Below are 16,355 nucleotides of genomic sequence, written 5' to 3'. Positions count from 1 at the left end.
GGCCAGGGTACCACCGCCGCCGGTCAGGGTCGGGCGTCGAGCCCGAGCCGGCGCAGCTTCTTCTGCAGGCCGAACCGCGACAGCCCCAGCAGCCGCGCGGCCGCGCTCTGGTTGCCGTGGACCCGGGTCAGCGCCGCCTCGACGTACGCGCGCTCGAGCGCGTCGACCGCGGGCTTGAGCGCGAGGTCGCCGTCGGCCGGCGCCCGCAGCGACGGGCCGGTCGGCGCGCGCAGCGGCTCGGGCAGATCGTCGACGGTGATCGGATCGCTGCCGAGCGCGACCGCGCGGGCCAGCGCGTTCTCGAGCTCGCGCACGTTGCCGGGCCAGGCGTACCGGGCCAGCGCCCGCGCGGCGTCGCGGCCGACCTTGGGCGGCGGGCGATCGCCGACGATCCGCGCGAGCAGCCGACCGACCAGCGCCGGCAGATCGCCGGGGCGCGCGCGCAGCGGCGGCATCGCGATGCCGATCACGTCGAGGCGGTAGCGCAGGTCGTCGCGGAAGCGGCCGGCCGCGACCAGCTCGGCCAGCGGCACCCGGCTCGCGGTGACCAGGCGGACGTCGACCTTGTGGCTGCGCTCGTCGCCGACCCGGCGGACCACGCCGTCGGAGACGACCCGCAGGAGCTTGGCCTGCATCGCCGGGCTGGTGTCGGCGATCTCGTCGAGGAACAGCGTGCCGCCGTCGGCGATCTCGAACAGGCCCTTGCGATCGCGCTCGGCGCTGGTGAACGCGCCGCGGACGTGGCCGAACAGCTCCGACTCGAGCAGGGCCTCGGGCATCGCGCCGCAGTTGATCGCGACGAACGGGCGCTCGCGCCGCGGCCCGACGTCGTGGACCGCGCGCGCGCACAGCTCCTTGCCGGTGCCGCTCTCGCCGGCGATCGCCACCGGCAGCGACACCTGGGCCGCGCGCTCGATCAGGTCGAGCACGGCGGCGATCGCGGGCGAGTCGCCGACGATGGCCTCGAGCCCGGGCCGGCGCGGGCGGGTCGGCGCCGCCGCGCGCACGACCGCGAGCTCGGCGTCGCGCTCGGCGATCTCGGCCGCCAGCCGGGCGTTGAGGTCGGCGATCGCGCGGGCGTCGGCGCGGGCGGCGGCGACGAAGCGCGCGGTCGAGATCGCGACCGCGGCGATCCCGGCCAGCTCGGTCAGCGTGGTCGCGGCGTGATCGTCGAAGGCGCTGACGCGCAGCCGGTGATCGACGTACAGGCAGCCGATGACGTGGCCGCGCTGGAACAGCGGCACCGCCACCACCGAGCGCAGGCGCAGGGCCGCGATCGAGGCGGCGCCGTCGAAGCGATCGTCGGCGCCGGCGTCGACGGTCACGACCGCCTCGCCGGTGGCGATCGCGCGCTGGGCGATCGAGCGGCTGATCGCGGTGGGCGCCAGCGCGTCGGCGACGAAGCCGCGGGCCGCGGCGACCGCCAGCTCGCCCGGGGCGCCGTCGGCGCCGTCGGCCTCGCCCAGCAGCACGAACGCGCGCTCGCCGCCGGTCAGCTCGACCGCGGCGTCGATGATCTCGTCGAGGACCCGGTCGAGCTCGACGTCGGCCGACAGCCGGCGGGCCAGCCCGAGCAAGCGCCGCAGCCGGGCCAGCTCGGCGGCGGTGCTGGGCGCGGGCCCGGTCGCCTCGGCCGGGCGGGGCGGGGCGCTGAGGTAGGCGGCGTCGGGGTCGGTCATGAGTCCTGCCCTCCAGGGGTCGGGGGTCGCGGCGACGAGCTCGTCGAGCCAGGCCCGGGCGCGCTGGGCGCGCGCGGTGGCCCCGGGGGCGTCGGCGCGGCGCGCCAGCTCGGCGGCCAGCGCCAGCGCGCGCCAGGCGCGATCCTGGCGACCGTCGCGCCGGGCCCGCTCGCCGGCGACGGTCAGCGCGTCGATCAGCGTCGGGGCGGCCGGCGCGAGGCCGCGGATCGCGACGCGGCCGCGCGCGACGGTCGTGCGATCGCGGTCGTCGTCGTCGTGATCGAGCGCGTCGGCGGCGGCGAGCGCGTCGGCGGCGGCGGCCGCGTCGGGCGCCACCTCGGCCAGGCTGCGCTGGGCGTGGGCGCGATCGGGCAGGGCGGCGGCGACCGCGTCGGCCCAGGCGGCGCGGTAGCGCGCGGCGGCCCCGGCGTCGTCGCGGCGGCGCCGGGCGACGTCGCCGAGCACCAGCGTCGCGTAGAAGCGCGGCACCGGCAGCCCGGCGGCGGTGGCGCGCTCGAGCGCGCTGGTCGCGGCGGCGTGGGCGGCGTCGAGCTGTCCGCACGCGAGCAGCGACACCGCGCGGTTGGCCTCGACCGCCGCCAGCTCGGCCACGCGCCCGAGGCCGACCAGCTCGGCGCCCGCGGCGGCCAGCGCCGGCAGCGCCGCGCCGTGCAGGCCGCGCTCGGCCAGCGCCGCGGCGTGGTTCTGCAGCGCCACCGCCGCGGTGTGGCCGTCGCCGCCGGTGCGCGCGGCCGCGGCGGCGTCGCGGTAGAGCCGGGTCGCGGCCAGCAGCCCGCCGCCGGCCTGCGCGATCATGCCGCGCACGACCAGCGCCCGGGCGCGCACCGCGTCGTCGCCGGTGGCCTGGCCGATCGCCAGGGCGGTGGCGACGTGGACCTCGGCGTCGGTCAGCTCGCCCAGGTACAGGTGCGCGGTGGCGCGGGCCTCGGCGCACAGCGCGCCGGCGGCGGTGGCCGGGACCGGCTCGAGCGCAGCCGCGGTCGTGACCGCGTCGCGGTAGCGGCCGCGCGCGACCAGCAGCCGCGCGTGGGCGCCGATGCGGGCCGGGTCGGTCGGCGCGGTCGTCGCCAGCTCGGTCAGGATCGCCTCGGCCTGATCGAGATCGCCGGCGCGCTGGGCGATCCGGGCCGCCACCAGCCGGGCCGGGCGCACCAGCGCCGGCGCGCGCTCGGCCCGGGCCAGCGCGGTGCGCGCGCGGGCGTAGGCGCCCAGCACCAGGGCCGCGCGCGCCGCGAGGAGCGCGGCCTCGGCGCCGGTGTCGCCGTCGTCGTCGGTCGCCGCCTCGGCCAGCTCGAGGGCTCGGCGCGGCGCGCCGCGCGCCAGCGCCGCCGTCGCCAGCTCGACCTCGAGCGCGGCCAGCGCGGGCGTGAGCGGCAGCGCCAGGAGCACCGCGCCCCACCGGGCCGGCGCCAGCCCGCGCGCGCGCGCGGCCTCGACGATCGTCGTCGCGAGCGCCGCGGCCTCGGCCGTGGGCAGCGCGGCGCGCACCGCCTCGGCGACGCCGGCCGCCAGCGCGTGGCCGTCGCGGGTGAGCGCGCCCAGGCGCTCGAGCCGCGCGAGCGCCGCCGCCCCGGCCGCGAGGTCGAGGCCGTGGGGCTCGAGGATCGCCGCCAGCTCCTCGAGCTCGAGCCGGTCGCGCCACAGCGCCAGCACCCGCGCCACGGTCGCCGCGTGCTCGTCGGCCGCGAGCGCCGCGCGCGCCACGACCGCGGCCAGCCCCGCGATCGGCGTGGCCGGGTCGCCCGCGCGCGGATCGCCACCGTCGGCGCCGAGCGCCGCGAGGATCGTCAGCGCGAGGTTGGGCAGGCCGCGGCTGGCGCGGACCAGCGCGTCGAGCCACGCGTCGGTGACCGCGCCGCCGCACGCGGCCGTCGCGATCGCGCCCAGCTCGGCGCGGGTGCACGGGCGGATCGTGATCACCGGGCCGGGGGCGCTCGGCGGCTCGTCGCCCTCGACCACGACGAACACCGCGGCCGGGCCGGCGGCGCCGTCGAGCGCGGCGATCGCCGCGGGCGCGCGCTCGTCGTCGGTCAGATCGAGCACCCGCGCCGCGCCGGTGGTCGCGACCGCGGCCGCGATCGCGCGCTCGGCCAGCGCGCGGCCGCGCTGATCGTCGGCGCCGGCCGGCGCCAGCGCCGCGCCGTCGTCGAGGTGGGCGGTGGTCACGACCAGCGTCGACGCGCCGTGCAGGGTCGCGGCGATCTGATCGCGGCGCAGGCCGTGCTCGACCACCGCGCGCGCGGCGCAGCCGATCGGCCCGTGCACCAGCACCGGCGGCGCCGACACCCCGGCCCGCGCCTGCGCGCAGCGCGCGGCGACCGCGGCGATCGCCGGCTCGAGCGACGGCCAGGCGTCCCCGCCGATCACCCGCGGCACCGCGGCCGGGGGTGTCGGGCGCTCGGCCACCGTCGCCGGCAAGGCCGCCCGGGCCGCGTGGGCCCGCGCGAACACCGCCAGCGCCGACGGCGGGCGCCGCTCGGGATCGAGCGCGAGCAGCTCGTCGATGAGGTCGGCCAGGCCCGGCGCCTCGGCGTCGGACAGGCGCGGGCGCGGCGCGCCGACGATCGCGGCGATCAGCGCGGCCCCGTCGCCGGCCACCGGCGCGACGCCGCGGGCCGCGAAGAACAGGCTGGCGCCGAGCCCGTACAGATCGCCCGGGGGATGGACGCGGCCGGCCAGGGCCTCGGGCGCCAGGAACTGGGGCGTGCCCCGGGCCGCGCCCTCGAGCCCCGCGGCGCCGGCGAGGCCCAGATCGATCAGCACCGCGCGGGTGGCGGCGCCGACGCCGGTGACCACGATGTTGGCAGGGGCCACGTCGCAGTGGACGAGCCCGGTACCGTGCAGCATCGCCAGCGCCGCGGCGACGTCCACCGCCACGGCCCAGAGCTCGGTGGGCCCGAGCGGCGCCGCCTGGGCCAGCGTGCGCCCGACCAGCTCGTCGGCGGTGTAGTACGCGGTGCCCGCGGCGATCGGCCCCAGGTCGGCGTCGAGGATCCCGACGTCGTGCACCCGTGGCAAGGTCGGGTGTTCGAGCCCGGCCAGGCGGCTGAACTCCCGAACCAGGTTGGCCCGGGCGCCTGGTGCCACGGCCTTGAGCGCCAGGGTCTGGTGACGCTGGCGATCGAGCACCCGGACGACCCTCCCTTGAGCGCCAGCGCCCAGATCCGCCTGGAACTCGTACCGCACGCTGGCCCGGCCCATGTCACCTATATTGGCAGGCCCTGCCGCCCAGTTGTCAACAAGGTAGGTCGATGGCAACCTGGTTGCGAGATCGCGACCGCGAATTCCGCGCCTGCGGGCCCGTGATATGGTCCGCACGTGGGTGAGAAGGATCCGTCGCGACGCGCCAGCGACGATACCCGAGCGCGGATCGATCGCCTCGCGGGTGGCTGGGATGTGCCCGACCGGCCGGCCGACCCCGCGCCCGCACCCACCGCACCCGCCGCACCCACACCGCCCACACCAGCCGCATCGCCAGCGCGCACCTCGGCGACGACCCGTCCGCCGCCGCTCCCGCCGCGCCGGGATCGCCCGTCGGCGCCACCGCCCGTCGCCCCGTCGACCGAGCTGCCGCCGGTCATCATCGCGAGCCGCGCCGATCCGACCGACGCCGAGCGGGACGACGACACCCGGGTCGATCCGCGCGGCGACGCGATCGTCCTGGCCGAGGCTGCGCGCGCGCCGGTCGTCGCCGGCGCGTCGCTGCCGGTGCGCGCGACGTTTCGTCGCCGTCGCGGGCTGAGCGGCGACGTCGCGTACGTCGCGACCGTGCTGTTCGGCAGCGCCGCGTCCCGGCGCGAGCTGCGCCGCCTCGAGGGCGCGCTCGCGGCCCGCCAGGCCGAGCGTGAGCGCGCGCTGATCGCGCTCGGCGCCGACGGCGTCGCCGACCCCGGGCTGGCCAGCGCGCGGATGGTCGCGGCGCGCGACGCGCTGGCCGAGCTCGAGGAGGCGCGGGCCGGGCGCTCGGGCCAGGCGGCCGCGGCCGACGCCGACGCCGCCGCGATCGAGCGCAACCACAAGGGCGAGCTCGACAAGCAGCACGAGGCGGTGCGCGCGATCGACGCCGAGCTGGTCGCGATCGCTGGCCGGCTGGCCCCGCTCGAGCGCGAGGCCGAGGGCGTGCGCAAGCAGGGCGACGCGCTGCGCGCGACCCTGACCCGTCAGGACGACGCGCTGCGCGCCCACGAGGCCAAGGCCGTGGCGATGCGCGGCAAGGCCGAGCGCGCCGGCGTCGAGGCCGAGATCGCGACCCTGCGGGCCGAGCGGGTCGCGATCGCCCGCGACGAGCCGGCGCTGGCGGCGCAGCTGGCCGCGCTGACGCCCCGGATCGCCGGGCTCGAGGCCGATCGCACCGACGCCCAGCGCCGCCTGGCCGACGCCAAGGCCGCGATCATCGCCGCCGGCGAGCGCGCGGCCGACGAGCTCGGCGCGGTCGCGGCGACCCGACGGGTCATCGAGCGTGGCGTCGCCGATCTCGAGAAGCAGCGCGATCGGGCCCTGCGCGACCTCGGCAGCGAGCTGGCGATCGAGCGGCCGACGTCGCTGGCGTCGGCGCTGGCCGTGCTCGACGCCGCCGATCTGGCGATCGCCACCGACGATCGCCGCGCGATGGAGCTGCGCGAGATGCTGGCCACGGTCGATCGCAAGGCGCTCGCCCGTGGGGTCGCCGCGGTGCTGGTCGTTCTCGGCGTCGTCGGCGCCGCGACCTGGGTCATGGTCGTCGGGCGCTGAGCCTCGCGGCGGCCTCAGCCGGCCAGGGCGACCAGGCGATCGAGCGCGAGCAGCGTGACCGCGAACCGTGCCGCCGCGAGCCCGGCGCCGACCAGCGCGACCGCGGCGCCGGCGGTGGCGGCGAGCCGGGCCGGGCCCGCGCCGCGCCGGGCCCCCCGCAGGCCCAGGCCGACCCCGCCGATGCCGAGCCCCAGCGCCACGAACATGCCGGGAGCGGGCAGGGCGACCGCGACGAGCGACGCCAGCGCGAGGACGAGCGGGACCACGGGGCCAGGGTCGGCCAGGCGGTTGTGCAGGTCCAGTTTTCGGCGGCTTGTGCCGGCGTGGCGCCCGCGCTATACGCGGTCCCCCATGACCGCCCCTGCGACCCACCTCCGCGCTGGTAGCTGCGCGATCGTCGGGTTGCCGAACGTCGGCAAGTCGACGCTGCTCAACCGCCTGGTCGGCAAGCGCCTGGTCGCCGTGTCGCCCAAGCCGCAGACCACGCGCAACCGCATCCTCGGCATCCACCGCGGCCCCGACGTGGAGATCTGCTTCGTCGACACGCCCGGCATCCAGCACGGCAAGGGCGCGCTGCGCCGCTTCATGCGCGACGAGGCGCTGGCCGCCGCCGCCGACGGCGACGTCACGCTGCTGGTGATCGACGCCAGCGAGGGCCGCGCCGCCCGCCCCGGGCGCCTGGCCGAGCCCGACGCCGCCGAGCTGGTCGCGACGATCGCCGGCTCGAGCCTGGTGGTCGCGCTCAACAAGGTCGATCGGGTCCACAAGCCCGACCTGCTGCCGCTGATCGAGAGCTGGTACGCCTGGGGCCAGGGCCGCGCCACGCCGATCGAGGTGGTGCCGATCGCGGCCAGCACCGGCGACAACGTCCCGCGCCTGGTCGCGACGATCGCGGCGCGCCTGCCGGTCGGCCCGGCGATGTTCCCGACCGACATGGTCACCGATCGCGCCGAGCCGTTCCTCGCCGCCGAGCTGATCCGCGAGCAGCTGTTCCGACAGCTCGGCAAGGAGCTGCCGTACAGCGCCGCGGTGGTGATCGAGCGCTTCGAGGAGCACGATCGCGGCGACCTGTCGATCGGCGCCTACATCGCGGTCGAGCGCGACTCGCAGAAGGCGATCGTGATCGGCCGCGGCGGCCAGCGCATCAAGGAGCTGGGCGTCGCCGCCCGGCTCGCGCTGGGTGAGCTGTTCGGCTGCGCGGTGCACCTCAGCCTCCTGGTGAAGATCGCGCCGGCGTGGACCACCGCCGACGCCGCCATCCGGCGCTTCGGGTATCGGGGAGAGTCATGACCGCCACCATCGCCCTGGTCGGCCGCCCCAACGTGGGCAAGTCGACCCTGTTCAACCGCATGGTCGGCGGCCGGCCCGCGCTGGTCCACGACACCCCGGGCCTGACCCGCGATCGTCGCTACGGCGAGTTCGAGTACTTCGGCGCGGTCGTGCGCGTGATCGACACCGGCGGGCTCGATCCCGCCGCCGAGGGCGACGTGATCGGCCGCGGCATCCACCGCCAGGCCTGGCGCGCGATCGACGAGGCCGACGCGCTGGTGCTCGTGGTCGACGGCGCCGCCGGCCTGGCCCCGCTCGACGCCGAGGTCGCCCGGGTCATCCGCGCCACCGGCAAGCCGGTCGTGCTCGCGGTCAACAAGATCGACTCGCCCAAGCGCGACGTCGAGGTCGCCGACTTCTACAGCCTCGGCCTGGGCGAGCCGTTCGCGGTCTCGTCGGCGCACGGCCGCGGCTTCGACCGCCTGCTCGAGCAGATCGTCAGCGTGCTGGGCCTGACGGCGCCGGCCCCGGCCGTCGCGGCGCCGGCCCCCGACGACGACGCGGTCGAGGGCGACGACGAGGTCGAGGACGACGAGGACGACGAGGACGTGCTCGAGGACGACGAGGACGCCGCCGAGGACGAGGACGCGCCCGCGCCGGCGCGGGTGACGCGCCGCCGTCGTCCCCACCGCGCCGACGCCGACGCCGGGCCGGTGCGGATCGCGCTCCTGGGCAAGCCCAACGCGGGCAAGTCGTCGCTGTGCAACCGGCTGCTCGGCGAGGAGCGCTCGCTGGTGCATCACCAGCCGGGCACGACGACCGATCCGGTCGACACGCCGCTGTCGTTCGCGGGCCACGACTACATCCTGGTCGACACCGCCGGCATCCGGCGCAAGGCCCGGGTCGAGGCCGACGTCGAGAAGCTCGCGGTCACGATGGCGCTCGGGCAGATCGAGCGCGCCGACGTGGTCGTGCTGGTGATCGACGCGGCGGTCGGGCCGAGCGAGCAGGACGCGCGCCTCGCCGGCGCGGCCGAGGAGGCCGGCAAGGCCCTGGTGATCGCGCTCAACAAGAGCGACCTCGTGCGCGGCAGCGGCGCGGCCGAGGCGGTGCGCGCCGCCACCGCCGACAACTTCCACTTCGTGACCTGGGCGCCGACGGTGATGGTCTCGGCCGAGCGCGGCGACGGCGTCGACCGGCTGATGGACGCGGTCGCCAAGGTCGCCGCCCAGCACGGCCGGCGGATCACGACCTCCGAGCTCAACCGGTTCTTCGCCGAGGTGTGCGAGACCGTGCCGCCGCCGATCTGGCGCGGCAAGTCGGTGCGGATCTACTACCTGACCCAGGCCGCGGTGGCGCCGCCGACGTTCGTGCTCAAGGTCAGCGCGGTGGGCGGCGTGTCGCCGGCGTACCGGCGCTTCCTCGCCAACCAGCTGCGCAAGCGCTACGGCTTCAAGGGCACGCCGATCCGGGTGTTCACGCGCGCCAAGGACAGCCGCGGCGACAACGATCGGGCGTAGCCCGGGTTCGGGCGCGGGTCACGGCGAGCGCGGCCGCACGACCGCGGCCGGTAGGGTTTCGGGCGCGGGGCGCGGCGAGCGCGGCCGCACGACCGCGGCGGCCCGGGAGGACGCTGGGGGGCGCGGGTCAGGGCGAGCGCGACCGCACGACCGCCGCGGCCCGGGCCGACGCCGGCGCGGGTCAGGGCGAGCGCGGCAGCACGACCGCCGCGCTGCCGACGTCGTCGGACGCGCCGCGACCGCGCACGACCGCGGTCGCGCCGGTGCCGAGCGCCGACACGCACCCGGGGCTCTCGTCGAGCTGCTCGTAGACCGTCAGCGCGGCGTTGGCGACCGGGCCGTGGTTGGCGGCGAGCACCAGCCCGCGCACGTGGGCGGCGTCGGGCAGGTCGAGGTCGCCGGCGCCGTCGGGGGACACCTCGAGGAAGGTCCACTCGGGCCGCAGGTCGGTGGTGCTCGGGCGGACCGTGACGTCGTAGGTCAGCTCGACCCCGGCCAGATCGCCGTCGACGTAGAGCGTGAACTCGCCCTTGCTGGTGGTGGTCGCCTGGGCCGGCGCCTGGCCCAGCGCGATCCGGCTGGCGTCGGACGACAGCACGCACAGCGAGGCGGCCGAGACCGCGGCGGTGACGGTGGCGCCGGCGACGCCGCGGCCCTCGAAGTCGCGGACCCGGCCCACCAGGACGCGCCGGCGCGGCAGCGCCACCGCCAGGCCGCCCAGCGCCGGGGTCAGGGTCTCGCCGTAGTGCGCCGCCAGCTCGCCGTTGGGCGGCTGCAGCACGTCGACCGTGTACACGAGCGGCTGGCTCTCGAGCAGCGGGAACAGCAGCAGCGTGGCGGTCCCGCCGATCGAGGTCGTGCGGGCCTCGACGGTCAGCTCGCGGCCGCCGCCGAGCATGCGGTCGAGCCGGACCACGACGGTGGCGCCGTCGACCGCGACGGTGCCGCCGGCGCCGGCCACGCCGGTGACCGCGATCGTGGCCTCGACCGGCTGTCCCAGCAGCGGCACGTCGACCGCCGGCATCGACGCGCTGACCACGACGTCGCGCATGCGCACCGACGGGCGGTGGTCGATGTCGGCCGCGAGCGGCGGCGACAGCAGCACGTCGACGACGTCGGTGCCGGTCGGCAGGCGCAGCTCGAACATGCCGGCCTCGTCGGTGATCGCCAGGGTCGAGACCACCTGGCGGGCGCCGACGACGGGGTTGGTGACCACCTCGGCCACGACCCGCCACCCGGCGACCGGCCCGTCGATCACCGGCCGCGTGAGCTGCCCGGCCATCGCCCGCTGCTGGGCCGGGTCGAGATCGAGGTCGAACTGGATCGTGCCGGTGTCGAGATCGATGTCGTCGCTCGAGAACTGGCGGTCGAGCATCGCCGGCGCCAGGAACTCGGCGGCGACGCGGCCGCCCGGCGTGCGCGGCTGCGTCGCCGGGGTGAACGTGACCATGTAGTCGAGCGGCGCGCCGGCGCGCGGCCGCGCCAGCGCGACCTGGTAGGTGCCGTCGTCGGCGACCTCGGCGACCTCGGCCACCTTGGGGCCGCCCGGGAACGCCGGCGCTCGGCTGAACCGGACCTGCCCCGGCAGCGGGAAGCGCTCGACGCACGCGGGCCCCGTCGGCGGGCACGGGATCGTGACGGTGCCGCGCACGGTCACCGCCGCGTCGAGGATCAGCGCCTGATCGATGCCGTTGCCGAGCGTGCCGTCGGCGGCCATCGTCAGGTCGGCGATCGCGGTCTTGACCAGCGCGCCGCGCAGCTCGGTCGGCGGCGTCACCAGCGCCGAGTACCGGCCGGTCGGCGGGTCACCCCAGCACACGCCGACGTCGCAGACCTCGCCGGCGGCGCCGTTGCAGTCCGCCTGGACCTCGCACTCGACCGACGCCTGGGGCGAGTCCGCGGCCGGCAGGCACGCGGCCAGCGCCAGCGCGAGCGCGGCGGCCAGGCGGGTCCTCACGACGCGGCCCGCTCGCAGATGATGTTCCACCAGAAGGTCGCGATCTCGCCGGGCGCGGTCACGTCGCGGTACATCCGGGTGGCGGTGCTGGCCGGCTGGCGGTCGAGCACGTCGAGCTCGAACACGTGCGTGAGCGTGTCGGCCAGATCGTCCGAGCAGACGCCGATCAGCGAGCACGTGGTCGTGCGCTCGAGCGTCGGCGTCGGGCCGGGCGCGGCCATGCACTCGGCGCGGACCGGGGTCTGCCGCTCGATGCCGTAGTCGACGTACATCCGGAAGAAGAGCGTGTCGCCGACGTCGGTGTCCGACGCGGTGATGCGCAGCTCGCCGGAGCCGACCACGAACGTGTGCGGCCCGGGCCGGACCAGCTCCTCGCCGTTGCCGTCGCGCACCGACCGGAGCGACGGCGGGTGGTTGGCGCCGGCGTCGGGCTGGTCGGTCTGGAGCGGCGGCGGGATCACGCAGCCGCCGAGGGTGGCGAGGAGCACGAGCGCAAGACCATGCACGCCGCGCGCCATCGAGGCATTCGCCTTTGTCATCAGGTGCTTACCCAGTGCGGACCGCGCCGACGCGGACCCCAGGTACGGCACCGATGTCACGGATCCCGGGCCGATCCCGGGCGCCGTCGCGGGCGCCGGCCGCGGGCTCATTCGAGCGCGCCCTCGTCGAAGGCGTCGCCGCCGGCCTCCTTCTCGAGGTGGCGGAAGATCGTGCGCGGATCCACGCCGAGATCGCGCGCGGTCTTGGTGCGGTTGCCGTTGTTCACGGCGAGCACCTCGTTGATGTAGTCGCGCTGGAACTTGTCCTTGGCCTCGGCCAGCGTGAGGATCGACGGCAGGTTCTCGGCCGACAGCCCCAGATCGTCGGGGCCGATCACCGTCGACTCCGCCAGCACGATCGCCTTCTTGATGCGGTTCTCGAGCTCGCGGATGTTGCCGGGCCAGGCGTGCTTGCGCATCGCCACGGTGGCGTTGGGCGAGAAGCCCTTCACCTTGGCGTCGAACTCGCGGGTGTAGCGCGACAGCAGGTAGCGCGCGATCACGATGACGTCCTCGCCGCGGGCGCGCAGCGGCGGCAGCTGCAGGTTGACGACGTTGAGCCGGTAGTAGAGATCCTCGCGGAACCGGCCGCCGGCGATCTCCTTCTCGAGGTCGCGGTTGGTCGCGGTCAGGATCCGGATGTCGACCGACTCCGAGCGGGTGTCGCCGACCCGGACCACGACCCGCTCCTGGATCGCGCGCAGGAGCTTGACCTGCAGCTCGAGCGGCATCTCGCCGACCTCGTCGAGGAACAGCGTGCCGCGGTGCGCCGCCTGGAACTTGCCCAGCTTGTTGGCGACCGCGCCGGTGAACGCGCCCTTGACGTGGCCGAACAGCTCGCTCTCGAGCAGGTTCTCGGGGATCGCGCCGCAGTTGATCGTGATGAACGGCTTGCCGGCGCGCGGCGAGCGGGTGTGGATCTCGCGCGCGATCAGCTCCTTGCCGGTGCCGGTCTCGCCGGTGATCAGCACCGAGATGTCGGTCGGCGCGATCTTCTCGACCTTGCGGTAGACCGACTGCATCGGCGGGCTGGTGCCGACGATCTCGCCGAACCGGACCGCCTCGAGCCGCTCGGCCAGCTTGCGGTTGTCGACCTGCAGCTCGTTGAGCAGGAGCGCGTTCGAGACGATCAGCGACGCCTGGGCCGAGAACACCGTCAGCACCCGCATCGTCGCTTCCTGGAACAGGTTCACGATCGAGTCGTTGCCGACGTAGATGATCCCGAGCAGCCGGCCGCGGTCGAGCAGCGGCACGCAGATCACGCTCGACAGGCGCAGCTGCATGACGCTCTTGGCGGCCGCGAACTCGTGGTCGTTCATGGCGTCGGAGATGATCACCGGGCGCCGGCTGGCGACGACCTTGGCCACGATCGAGTCCGAGAGCTGGCTGACCGCGTCGGCGATGTTCTCGCGCCGCAGGTTGCGCGCGATCTTGACGTCGAGCGTGTCGCCCTCCATCAGGATCAGGAAGCCCTTGTCGGCGTTGGTGATCTCGATGACCAGATCCATGAGCGTGTCGAGCAGCTCGGTCAGGTCGCGCTTCTGCATCAGCTTCTCGGAGAAGTCGAACAGCTTGGCGTAGGCGTCGAGGTCGGCGACGGTCTGGGCGGCCTCCTCCTCGATCGGCGGCGCCTCGTCGATCAGCGCGAACCGCAGCTCGCAGCTGCCGATCACCAGCTTGTCGTCGTGGGACAGCTTGTGCTTGCCGCGCTTCTTGCCGTTGACGATGACCTCGGCCTTCCGCGCCATCGTCGTGATCGTGTAGGTCTGACCGTCGAAGTGGATCGACGCGTAGGTGTCGCCGACCAGCGGGTCCGGCAGCACGACGTCGTTGTCGGGCCCCGAGCCGATCGACGTGATCTTCTTGTACAGGTGGTAGACCGTCGGTGGTCGTCCGGGGGCGGTGAGGCGGAGCGATGGCATGGGTCCTCGTCGAGGCGGATCAGAACTGCAGGCGCACGCTGAGGCCGGCGCCGTCGGGGCTGAGGGTGGGGGTCAGCTCGAGCCGGCTGGTCGGCTTGGGCGGCGGCGGATCCTTGCGCCGCAGCTCGGGCGGCAGCAGCGACTCGTCGGGCTTGCGCTGCACCGACGGCTGGTAGTGGCGCAGCGAGTCGACGATGCCCCAGGCCATCAGGCCCAGGCAGGCGACGCCGGCGCCGATCTCGATCGCCTCGAGGCGGCGCACGAACTGGTTGTCCTCGTCGGGCACGACCCCGTTGATGCCGTAGGTGCCGACCAGGTAGAGCCAGATGCCGGCCGACACCGCGCCGGTCACGCCCTGGCTGGCCGCGAACGCGATGGCCTTGCCCGGCTGGCCGTTCTGGAACTGGCCGGCGCCGAACGGCACGAAGTTGATGTAGTAGGGCCGGGTCTCGATCACGACCATCGACGCCAGCAGCCGCTTGTAGCGCTCGTTCTCCTCGGCGATGCGCCGGCGCTCGGCGTCGAGCCGGGCGCGCTCGGCCACGAGCGCCTTCTGCTCGTCGAAGTAGCGGACCGCGTCGGCCGAGAACAGGACGGTGTCGAGCGTGAGGTCGGTCTGCAGGTACAGGGCCTCCTCGAACTCGCGGCTGGCCGTGGCCCGGTCGCCGGTCTCGAACGCGCACACGCCCAGCAGCACGTGGGCCTCGAGCAGGTCCTCGGCCCGGGCCAGCCGCGGCGCCGGGTAGAGCAGGTAGCTCAAGAGCGGGATCGCGGCGCCGTACTCGCCCTGGCGAAACGCCGCCCGGGCCCGGGCCAGGTCCTCGGCCGGCGTCGCCGCGTCGGCGGCGGGCGCCACCGCGGCCACGGCCGCGACCGCCATGAGCGCGAGCCCGGCTAGGGCGCGCACGTGACCTCCTTGGCTTCGGCGTAGCGCACGGTGACCTTCTGGCTCGTGATGGTGTCACCGATGAACCGCACCGTCACCTGACGCTGGGTCAGCGCGCCGCCGAACGTGATCAGCGTCGGCTTGTCGAGGCGCGCGGTGTGGCCGTCGATCTCGACCTGGACGTCGGCGCGCGCGCACCGTGGCGTGAGCTGGGCCGGCAAGAACCCGAGCGCGATCGCGATCCGGCCGCCGGCCGACTCGGGGCCGACCCGGCGCTGGCTCGGCTCGCAGCAGTCGTCGCGGCGCACGGTCCGCCCGGTCGCCGCGGTCGGCGCCGGCAGCTCGGCGTGGCCGCCGAGGTAGCGCTGCCACGGGCCCTCGCCGATCCGGACCTCGGCGTCGGGCGGCGACACCGACAGCGTGAACGTGCGCGCCGCCGCGGCGTCCTCGGGCGGCGCCGGCAGCAACGCGTGCGCGTCGGCGCGGCGCGGGCCCGGGTCGTCGATCGGCGCGTCGACGTCGGCGTCGATCGGTTCGGCGGAGGCGTCGAGGTCGCCGGCGTCGAGCGCGCCGGCGTCGACCGGCGGGGGCGCGTCGACCGCGGCGTCGGCGGCCACCGCGGCGTCGATCGCCGGGCGCGGCGTCGCGCCGCCGCGCAGCGCGTGGCGCAGGCCCCAGCCGCCGCCGCCCGCGAGCACGACCAGCCCGACCCCGACCGCGACCCGCCGCCAGCGGTGCCGGCGCTCGATCGACGCCAGCAGCAGCCGCGCGCCCTCGTGGTCCGGGTCGATCGTCAGCACCCGATCGAGCAGGTCGAGCGCGAGCGCGTGGCGGGTCGGGAGCTCGGCCTTGGCCCGCCGGAGCAGGTGATCGACCAGGCGCTGGCCCAGCGCGACCTCGTAGACCGCCGGCGCGGCGAAGTAGCGGGCCAGCTCGTCCTTGGGCGTGCCCAGGCCCGAGCCGTCGAGGTAGCCCTCGAGATCGGCCACCATCGCGGTCATCGTGGGGTAGCGATCGGCCGGGTCGGCCGCCATCGCCTTGACGATGATCCGCCCGAGCTCGCCGCCGACGCGGGGGTTGGCCTGCCGCGGATCGACGTACTTGCACTCGGCGATCCGCTTCAGGATCTCGTGCGGGTTCTTGCCGTCGAACGGCAGCTTGCCGACGGTGAGCTGGTACAGCACGATCCCCGCGGCGAACACGTCGGTGCGGAAGTCGAGCTCGTGGCCCAGCACGTGCTCGGGCGACATGTACGCGGGCGAGCCCAGCAGCTGGCCGGTGACGGTCATGCGCTGGGCGTCGACCATCTGCGAGATGCCGAAGTCGGTCAGCTTGACCACGCCGTCCGAGCGGATCATCACGTTCTCGGGCTTGACGTCGCGGTGCAGCACGCCGTGGCCGTGGGCGTGGGCCAGCGCCCGCCCGATCTCGGCCACGACCATCGCGCCGATCTCGGCGAACCGCGGCGGGTGGTCGGTGACGAACTGCTTGAGCGTGGCGCCGTCGATGAACTCGGTGACGATGTAGCTCTCGGGCGACTCCTTGCCCGAGTACGCGAAGATCTCGAGGATGTTCTCGTGGCGGAGCTTGGCGACCGCGTGGGCCTCGCGCTCGAACCGGTCGCGGGCCTCGGCGTGCTCGGCCAGGTGCCGGTGCAGCACCTTCACCGCGACCTCGCGCTTGAGCGAGTGATCGATCCCGCGATAGACGACCGCCATCCCGCCCTGGCCGACGCGCGCCAGGAGCTCGTACTTGTCGAGGACCTGTCCGACGTCGATCACGGGGGCGGGGCGGGCGGCACCGTGACAACCATGTCACGGCGAGGCGGCTT

General features: G+C 75.7%; 10 protein-coding genes. 3 read left to right on the top strand and 7 right to left on the bottom strand.

Features of this window, described 5'->3' with window-relative positions:
• Positions 1 to 23: 23 nt before the first annotated feature.
• Positions 24 to 4,901 carry a sigma 54-interacting transcriptional regulator gene (locus IPL61_18840; GenBank protein MBK9033299.1) on the bottom strand — a complete coding sequence of 1,626 codons (4,878 nt, stop codon included), beginning with the start codon at positions 4,899 to 4,901 and terminating at the stop codon, positions 24 to 26.
• A gap of 117 nt (positions 4,902 to 5,018) precedes the next feature.
• Between IPL61_18840 and IPL61_18835 the strand changes: the two genes are divergently transcribed.
• The gene (locus IPL61_18835; GenBank protein ID MBK9033298.1) at positions 5,019 to 6,431 is read left to right on the top strand and encodes a hypothetical protein; all 1,413 of its coding nucleotides are present in this window, start codon (positions 5,019 to 5,021) and stop codon (positions 6,429 to 6,431) included.
• Positions 6,432 to 6,445: 14 nt separating this feature from the next.
• On the opposite strand, the gene IPL61_18830 is transcribed toward IPL61_18835, so the two are convergent.
• Positions 6,446 to 6,697, bottom strand: a complete 252-nt coding sequence (locus tag IPL61_18830) for a hypothetical protein (GenBank protein ID MBK9033297.1) — start codon at positions 6,695 to 6,697, stop codon at positions 6,446 to 6,448.
• A gap of 85 nt (positions 6,698 to 6,782) precedes the next feature.
• On the opposite strand from IPL61_18830, the gene era reads away from it, so the two are divergent.
• A complete protein-coding gene (gene era, locus IPL61_18825; GenBank protein ID MBK9033296.1) occupies positions 6,783 to 7,721 on the top strand; it encodes a GTPase Era in 939 nt (312 codons plus the stop codon).
• Complete coding sequence (gene der / locus IPL61_18820) at positions 7,718 to 9,220, top strand: ribosome biogenesis GTPase Der (GenBank protein MBK9033295.1); 1,503 nt, start codon at positions 7,718 to 7,720, stop codon at positions 9,218 to 9,220. Before era ends, der begins: the two co-directional genes overlap by 4 nt.
• A 181-nt stretch (positions 9,221 to 9,401) precedes the next feature.
• On the opposite strand, the gene IPL61_18815 is transcribed toward der, so the two are convergent.
• From IPL61_18815 to IPL61_18795, 5 genes are all read right to left on the bottom strand, one after another.
• Entirely contained in the window at positions 9,402 to 11,177 is a 1,776-nt protein-coding gene (locus tag IPL61_18815) for a hypothetical protein (protein MBK9033294.1), read from the bottom strand.
• Positions 11,174 to 11,665: a hypothetical protein gene (locus tag IPL61_18810; protein ID MBK9033293.1), complete on the bottom strand. Its 492-nt coding sequence runs from the start codon at positions 11,663 to 11,665 to the stop codon at positions 11,174 to 11,176. Before IPL61_18810 ends, IPL61_18815 begins: the two co-directional genes overlap by 4 nt.
• 158 nt (positions 11,666 to 11,823) lie before the next feature.
• Entirely contained in the window at positions 11,824 to 13,638 is a 1,815-nt protein-coding gene (locus IPL61_18805; protein MBK9033292.1) for a sigma 54-interacting transcriptional regulator, read from the bottom strand.
• A gap of 19 nt (positions 13,639 to 13,657) precedes the next feature.
• The gene (locus IPL61_18800) at positions 13,658 to 14,545 is read right to left on the bottom strand and encodes a hypothetical protein (protein MBK9033291.1); all 888 of its coding nucleotides are present in this window, start codon (positions 14,543 to 14,545) and stop codon (positions 13,658 to 13,660) included.
• On the bottom strand, positions 14,533 to 16,305 hold the full coding sequence (locus IPL61_18795; protein MBK9033290.1) for a serine/threonine protein kinase: 1,773 nt from the start codon (positions 16,303 to 16,305) through the stop codon (positions 14,533 to 14,535). The genes IPL61_18800 and IPL61_18795 overlap by 13 nt, the downstream gene beginning before the upstream one ends.
• Positions 16,306 to 16,355 lie beyond the last annotated feature (50 nt).

This window comes from Myxococcales bacterium (assembly GCA_016717005.1).
In the GTDB taxonomy this organism is placed as follows: Bacteria; Myxococcota_A; Polyangia; order Haliangiales; family Haliangiaceae; genus UBA2376.
The sequence above is the reverse complement of the archived record's forward strand: the minus strand, read 5'-3'. Positions and strand labels throughout refer to the sequence as shown.

Coding starts and splice junctions, on each gene's coding strand:
- IPL61_18840 (MBK9033299.1), bottom strand. CDS start 4,901: ATGGGCCGGGCCAGCGTGCGGTACGAGTTCCAGGCGGATCTGGGCGCT.
- era (MBK9033296.1), top strand. CDS start 6,783: ATGACCGCCCCTGCGACCCACCTCCGCGCTGGTAGCTGCGCGATCGTC.
- der (MBK9033295.1), top strand. CDS start 7,718: ATGACCGCCACCATCGCCCTGGTCGGCCGCCCCAACGTGGGCAAGTCG.
- IPL61_18805 (MBK9033292.1), bottom strand. CDS start 13,638: ATGCCATCGCTCCGCCTCACCGCCCCCGGACGACCACCGACGGTCTAC.